Here is a 6,673-nt window from a genome sequence, read left to right on the forward strand (position 1 = left end):
CATGGCTGCCGAGGTCTCCGTCCTGAGCTACAACGTGCGCTCCCTGCGCGATGACCTGGGGGCGCTGGCCCGGGTCGTGCGGGCCTGCGCGCCGGATGTCCTGTGTGTGCAGGAGGCACCGCGGTTCTTCCGGTGGCGCCGGCACGCGGCCCGGCTGGGCCGGGCCACCGGCCTGATGTATGTGACCGGCGGCGCTCCCACCTGCGGGACCATGATCATGGCCGACCCGCGGGCCCGGGTCGAGCGCACCGCCGACCTGCCGATGCCCCTCACCCCGGGCCTGCACCGCAGGGCGCTGTCCGCGGCGGTGCTCCGCTTCGGCGGCGCCGCCCGGCTGGGGGTGATCAGCTTCCACCTCAGCCTGGAGGAGGAGGAGCGGTGGAGCCAGGGCGGGCTGCTGCTGAGTGAGCTGCGACGGTTGGGGGCACCCGCCGCGGTCGCTGCCGGGGACGTCAACGAGCGGCCCGGCGGGCGTACGTTCCGCCGGCTGGCCGGGGAGCTCCAGGACGGCTGGGCGGTGGCTCCGGGCGGTGGCGGGCCCACCTACCCCTCCACCGGTCCGCACAAGCGCATCGACGCCGTGCTGTGCACCGCGGCGGTGGAGGTGACCGGCTGCGGTGTACCCGTGGAGCTGCCCGGGGCCCGCGCGGACGATCCGGCGCGGGCGACGGATCATCTGCCCGTCCTGGCCACGCTGCGCATCCCGGACCCCGGCTGACGGGCGGAGGACGGGCCGCCCCTCAGACCACCGCGCCGCTGCCGGGGTCCGTCCACTCGTCGTCGCGGCCGTCGCGCATCCGGGCCACCAAGGTGGCGAACCCGCCCAGGAAGCCCCCCACGCCGAGCGTCACGATCCACCAGGTCATGTCCTGTTGGAAGAGCACCGTCAGGACCAGCAGCAGCGGCCCGCCGACCGCGCCCAGCCAGGCCATCTTGGTGGTCATGTCGGTCTCCGGCAGCGGCGGTGGTTCCGGGGGGACGAAGTGCCCCTCGTCCTCCTCCTCGGGCGCCCAGTCGCGCGGCCCGGTACCCGACCACTGCCCGGAGGGCGACGAGTCGTCCAGCGGCCCGGAACCCGGCTTGGTCAGGGTGTCGCCCTCGGGCCGCCCGCCCGCCTCCGGCGGCACGGCGGGCCGGTCGGTCTCCTCGCGCTCCGCCGGCCGGTCGACGGTGTCGGTGCGGTCCACCTCCTCGGCCCGCGGCCACACGCCCGGGGGTTCCGCGGGCCGCGCGCCGTAGCCGGCGACGATCTGTGCCCAGGCGGCTTCCTCGTCGATCGGGTCCCGGCCGTCGCCGCGGCCCTGGTCACGTTCGGTCACGGGCAGTCTTCCTCGTCGAGAGCCGGCTGATGAAGTCGTCCGTCTCCTGAAAGATACGGTCCGCGTCGTGATCAAGGGTAGCCACGTGGTAACTGTCCCGGAGTACCCGCTCGGTCACGTCCCGGGAGGACACCGAAGCCAGCACGAGAGCCGAGTCGGAGGCCGGCACCACCTTGTCCACCGTGCTGCGCAGGAGCAGCAGCGGCTGGGTGACCTGGGGAAGTTCCTCCCGCACCAGCCGGAACAGCCGGCGCAGCGAGTGGGCGGCGTGCAGCGGGACCCGGTCGTAGCCGGTCTCGCCGACCCCCTCCTTGGCGATATCGCCGGTCAGACCCTTGGTGCTGGGCACCAGGAAACGGCCCACCCCCAGCGCCAGGCCGCGCCCGCGCGGAAAGGTGACGGCCGGATTGACCACGGCGACACCGCGCACCGCGTCCCCGCGCCGGGCGGCCAGCCGCAGGGCCAGCGCGCCGCCCATGGACAGACCGCAGACGAAGACCTCCTCGCACCGTCCGGCCAGGGCGGTCAGCTCGCGGTCCACGGTGGCGTACCAGTCCTGCCATCCGGTGTGCTGGAGGTCCTCCCAGCGCGTCCCGTGTCCCGGCAGCAGCGGCAGCGAGACCGTCAGCCCCCGCGCGGCCAGGTGCTCGGCCCACGGGCGCATCGACTGCGGGCAGCCGGTGAACCCGTGGCACAGCAGGACGCCGGTGGGCGAGCCCTCGTGCACGAAGGGCTCCGCGCCGGGAAGAAGCTGCATTCTCGGATCTCCGTTCCGTACAGGACGGCGCCGGGGCATGGGCCGTACCGGGGCGGTGCCGTGGCTGACAACCCTACGCGCGCGCCCGGGCACCCGGTAGCCGGTAAGGTCGGGGTGGGCAGAAACTGGAGGTTCCCGGGGTGTTGTACGGCGCGATGAAGCTTTCCGTGGGCGGAGGGCTCAAACTGGCCTTCCGTCCCTGGGTGGAGGGCAAGGAGCACGTGCCCGCGACGGGGCCCGCGATCCTGGCCAGCAATCACCTGTCCTTCTCCGACTCCTTCTTCCTGCCCGCGGTGCTGGACCGCAAGGTCACCTTCATCGCGAAGGCCGAGTATTTCAACTCCCCGGGCCTCAAGGGCCGGCTGACCGCGGCGTTCTTCAAGGGCGTGGGGCAGTTGCCGGTGGACAGGTCCGGCGGGCGGGGCGCGGGCGAGGCCGCCGTCCGCAGCGGAATAGCGGTCCTGGAGCGCGGTGAGCTGTTCGGCATCTACCCGGAGGGCACCCGTTCCCCGGACGGCAGGCTCTACCGCGGCAAGCCCGGTGGTCTGGCCCGGGTCGCCCTGGCCACCGGCGCGCCGGTCATTCCGGTCGCCATGATCGACACCGAGAAGATCCAGCCGCCGGGCAAGGTGATGCCCAAGCTGATGCGGCCGGGCATCCGGATCGGCGAGCCCCTGGACTTCAGCCGCTACCAGGGCATGGAGGGCGATCGCTTCATCCTCCGGTCGGTGACCGACGAGGTGATGTACGCGATCATGAAGCTGTCCGGCCAGGAGTACGTGGACATCTACGCCACGGCGGCCAAGCGGCAGATCGCCGAGGCGGCCAAGGCCGGGAAGGCCGAGAAGACGGCCAGGGCGGGGAAGCCCGGCCGGAAGGACACGGGCACGGACGGCCGGTAGCGCTCCGGGCGGGGACGGGGAGGGGGCGAGGCGATGGGTACGGCAGCGCCGGCGAGGATGTCGGTCGAGCAGCCGCTGTGGCAGGCGCTCACCGGGTACCGCGTGCTCAGCCTGTGCTACGCGATCGGCCTGTTCGGCTGGAGCTACGGCGAGCAGGGGCGGCCGTGGGTCGGCGTCGTCTATCTGGCGGCGCTGGCCGTCTGGACGGCGGCCACCGTCCGCCGGGTCTCCTCCGCCGAGCGGTGCACCCGCGGGTTTCTGGCCGGTGACCTGACCATGGCCGTCACCGGCATCCTGCTCAGCCTGCTCGCCGACCCGCACGGGGCGGTCGATCCCACCCTGCCGTCCATCTGGACCGCCGGAGCCGTCCTCGCCTATGCCGTCAAGGGCGGCTGGCGCTGGGCCGCCGGGGCCTCCTCGGTGGTGGGGGTGGCCAACGTGGTGGAGACCGGCGGGCTCAGCAACAGCACGGTGCACAACGTGATGCTGGTCTGCGTGGCCAGCGTCGCGATCGGCTACGTCGTGGAGGTGGCCCGGGCCAGCGAACGGACGCTGGCGCGGGCGCTGCGCATCGAGGCCGCCACCCGTGAGCGGGAGCGGCTGGCCAGGGACATCCACGACAGCGTCCTCCAGGTGCTCGCGATGGTGCAGCGCCGGGGCACCGCCCTGGGCGGCGAGGCGGCGGAGCTGGGACGGATGGCGGGGGAGCAGGAGGCGGCCCTGCGGTCCCTGATGGCCGGCCGGCCCCGGGCCGGCGATGTCCCGGGGCAGGCGGCCGGCCCCGCGCCACGGGCGGCGGAGGACCCGGAACAGCAGACGGACCTGCGCCTCCTGCTGGCCGCTCACGAGAGCGAGCAGGTGACCGTCTCCGGCCCCGGAGGCCCGGTGCCGGTATCCGCGCACGCCGCCCGGGAGCTGGCCGCCGCCGTCGCCGCGGCCCTGGACAACGTGCGCCGGCACGCCGGCGGGCGGGCGTGGATCCTGCTGGAGGACGAGCCGGACGTGGTACTGGTGACCGTCCGGGACGACGGGCCGGGCATCGCCGAGGGCCGGCTGGCATCCGCCGAGGCGGAGGGCCGGCTGGGCGCGGCCCTGTCGATCCGCGGCCGGCTGCGGGAGCTGGGCGGCACCGCGCGGTGGGAGTCGGTGCCCGGTCAGGGCACCGAGGTCGAACTGCGGCTGCCCAGGCTGCCGCAGCGCCACAACGGGAGGGAAGCGCACCGGTGAGCGAGCAGCCGTTGAGAGTGATGGTGGTCGACGACCACCCGATGTGGCGGGACGCGGTGGCCCGCGACCTGTCCGAGTCCGGTCTCGAGGTGGTGGCCACGGCCGGGGACGGCCCGGAGGCGGTGCGGCGGGCGCGCGCGGTGCGCCCGGATGTCCTGGTCCTGGACCTGAACCTGCCGGGTCTGCCGGGCGCCGAGGTCTGCCGCCTGCTGGCGCGGGACGCGGGGGGCCGGGAGGAGGACGAGGGGGAGGGGCTCCGGGTCCGGGTGCTGGTCCTCTCGGCCAGCGGCGAGCAGGAGGATGTGCTGGAGGCCGTCAAGGCGGGTGCGACCGGATACCTGGTGAAGTCGGCCGGCGCCGGTGAGCTGCTGGACGCCGTCCGCCGCACCGCCGCCGGCGAGCCGGTGTTCACCCCGGGCCTGGCCGGCCTGGTGCTGGGCGAGTACCGGCGGCTCGCCGGACAGCCCGCGCGCCCCGGCGTGCCCGGCGGACCGGGCTCCCGGAGGGAGGCCGTGCCCCGGCTCACCGAGCGGGAGACCGAGGTGCTGCGGCTGGTGGCCAAGGGGCTGACGTACCGTCAGATTGCCGAGCGGCTGGTCATCTCCCACCGCACCGTGCAGAACCACGTGCAGAACACCCTGGGCAAGCTTCAGCTGCACAACCGCGTGGAACTGGTCCGCTATGCCATCTCGCGCGGCCTGGACACCGACAGCTGACGCGGCGACGGGACAACGAGAACAGCCACGAGAACAGCCACGAGAACAGCGAGAGAAGGACTGACTTCCGTGACCATCCTTGCCTTCGGCGTCCAGGCCGATGAGAAGCCGCTGCTGGCCCGCGCCTTCGCGGACCACGACCTGCACGCCCTGGACGTGGACCTGGGACCGGACACCACCCCGCTGGCCCGCGGCCACGAGGTCATCACCGTCAGCGTGAACGCCAGGCTGGACGCCGGTGTGCTGCGGGACCTGGCCGCGGGCGGCACCAGGATGATCGCCCAGCGTGCCACCGGGTTCAACAACATCGACCTGCCCACCGCCCGGGAGCTGGGGCTCACCGTCGCCCGGGTCTCCCACTACTCGCCCTACTCGGTGGCCGAGTTCGCCTGGACGCTCGCGATGGCCGTCAACCGGAGGATCGTGCGTGCCGCGCGCCGCACCCGGGAGTTCGACTTCAGGCTCGACGGGCTGCTGGGCCGCGACATGCACGGGGCGACCGCCGGAGTGCTGGGCACCGGGAAGATCGGGGAGGCCTTCAGCCGGATCGCGCACGGCTTCGGGATGCGGCTGCTGGGCTGGGACGTCAGCCCCAACCCGGCCTGTACGGCGCTGGGCATGAAGTACACCGACCTGCCCCGGCTGCTGGCCGAGGCCGATGTGATCAGCCTGCACGTGCCGCTGCTGCCCGAGACCCACCACATCATCGACGCCGCCGCGCTGCGCACCATGAAGGACGACGCCATCCTGGTCAACTCCAGCCGGGGCGGCCTGGTGGACACCGACGCCCTGGTCGACGAGCTGCGCCGGGGCCGTTTCACGGGTGTCGGCCTGGACGTCTACGAGGCCGAGGCCGGGCTCTTCTACCAGGACAAGTCCCTGGAGGTGGTGGCCGACGACACGCTCGCCCGCCTGATGACCTTCAACAACGTCATCGTGTCCTCCCACCAGGCGTATTACACGCGGGAAGCGGTCGGCCAGATCATCGGCACCACGCTGCGCAACGTGGAGGACTATCTGGCGGGGGCCACCAGCGAGAACACCCTGGTGGCCCCCGGTCTCAGCCGACCCTGAGACCGGCCAGCAGCCCGGTGACGATGCCGGGACCGTCCAGCGTCAGCACCGACTCCGGGTGGAACTGCACGGAGGAGAAACCGGCCGCGCGCAGCGCGTGGACCTCACCGCTGCGCGCGTCCCGGCTCACCTCGATGCCCCGCAGGGCGAGCCCGGCGGCCGTGGACTCGTCGCAGCGCGCCGTCCAGGAGTTGTAGAAACCGACGGTCTCGGTGCGCCCGAAGAAGTCGATGCGCTCCTGGGCGCCCTGGAAGGGCTCTGCCCTGCGGACCAGTTCCAGGCCGGTTCCGGCGGCGATCAGCTCGTGGCCCAGGCACACGCCGAGCACCCCGTGCCGGTGGTCGCGCAGCAGCCGGGCGGTCAGGGCCCGCAGCCGCCGCATCCTGGGGTCCGCCGGGTCCGAGGGGTTACCGGGGCCGGGACCCAGCACCACCGGCCCGCGGTGTGCCAGGGCCGATTCCGCCAGTCCCGGCTCGTCGTGCCGGAGCACTCGCGCCCCGAAGCCGCAGGCCCTCAGCAGATGCGCCAGCATCGCGGTGAAGGTGTCCTCCGCGTCGATCACCAGGGCCTCGCCGCGCGCCGGCCCCGGTTCGTCACCGGTCCGCATCCGCAGCCAGAACGGCGCCAGGTGCGCGCGCCGGGCGGCCAGGGCCCGCCGCACCGGCGGATCGCCGGCCG

8 protein-coding genes are annotated in these 6,673 nt (G+C 73.6%); 5 read left to right on the top strand and 3 right to left on the bottom strand.

Annotated features, from left to right (window positions below):
• The first annotated feature begins 1 nt into the window (after window position 1).
• A complete protein-coding gene (locus ABD299_RS23815; RefSeq protein ID WP_344266500.1) occupies window positions 2-718 on the top strand; it encodes an endonuclease/exonuclease/phosphatase family protein in 717 nt (238 codons plus the stop codon).
• Window positions 719-740: 22 nt separating this feature from the next.
• On the opposite strand, the gene ABD299_RS23820 is transcribed toward ABD299_RS23815, so the two are convergent.
• Complete coding sequence (locus tag ABD299_RS23820; protein WP_344266502.1) at window positions 741-1,319, bottom strand: hypothetical protein; 579 nt, start codon at window positions 1,317-1,319, stop codon at window positions 741-743.
• On the bottom strand, window positions 1,306-2,076 hold the full coding sequence (locus ABD299_RS23825) for an alpha/beta hydrolase (protein WP_344266505.1): 771 nt from the start codon (window positions 2,074-2,076) through the stop codon (window positions 1,306-1,308). Before ABD299_RS23825 ends, ABD299_RS23820 begins: the two co-directional genes overlap by 14 nt.
• Window positions 2,077-2,216: 140 nt before the next feature.
• On the opposite strand from ABD299_RS23825, the gene ABD299_RS23830 reads away from it, so the two are divergent.
• From ABD299_RS23830 to ABD299_RS23845, 4 genes are all read left to right on the top strand, one after another.
• Window positions 2,217-2,978, top strand: a complete 762-nt coding sequence (locus ABD299_RS23830; RefSeq protein WP_344266508.1) for a lysophospholipid acyltransferase family protein — start codon at window positions 2,217-2,219, stop codon at window positions 2,976-2,978.
• Between the two features lie 33 nt (window positions 2,979-3,011).
• Window positions 3,012-4,205 carry a MacS family sensor histidine kinase gene (gene macS, locus ABD299_RS23835; protein ID WP_344266511.1) on the top strand — a complete coding sequence of 398 codons (1,194 nt, stop codon included), beginning with the start codon at window positions 3,012-3,014 and terminating at the stop codon, window positions 4,203-4,205.
• A gap of 20 nt (window positions 4,206-4,225) precedes the next feature.
• Window positions 4,226-4,921: a response regulator gene (locus ABD299_RS23840; protein ID WP_344266528.1), complete on the top strand. Its 696-nt coding sequence runs from the start codon at window positions 4,226-4,228 to the stop codon at window positions 4,919-4,921.
• A 69-nt stretch (window positions 4,922-4,990) separates the two neighbouring features.
• On the top strand, window positions 4,991-5,995 hold the full coding sequence (locus ABD299_RS23845; protein ID WP_344266514.1) for a 2-hydroxyacid dehydrogenase: 1,005 nt from the start codon (window positions 4,991-4,993) through the stop codon (window positions 5,993-5,995).
• Here the strand turns inward: ABD299_RS23845 and ABD299_RS23850 are convergent.
• Window positions 5,982-6,673: aminodeoxychorismate/anthranilate synthase component II (locus ABD299_RS23850; protein WP_344266517.1), on the bottom strand; the 692-nt coding region annotated here is incomplete at its 5' end. The genes ABD299_RS23845 and ABD299_RS23850 overlap by 14 nt on opposite strands.

The organism is Streptomyces sodiiphilus (assembly GCF_039529215.1).
GTDB classification, from domain to species: Bacteria; Actinomycetota; Actinomycetes; order Streptomycetales; family Streptomycetaceae; genus Streptomyces; species Streptomyces sodiiphilus.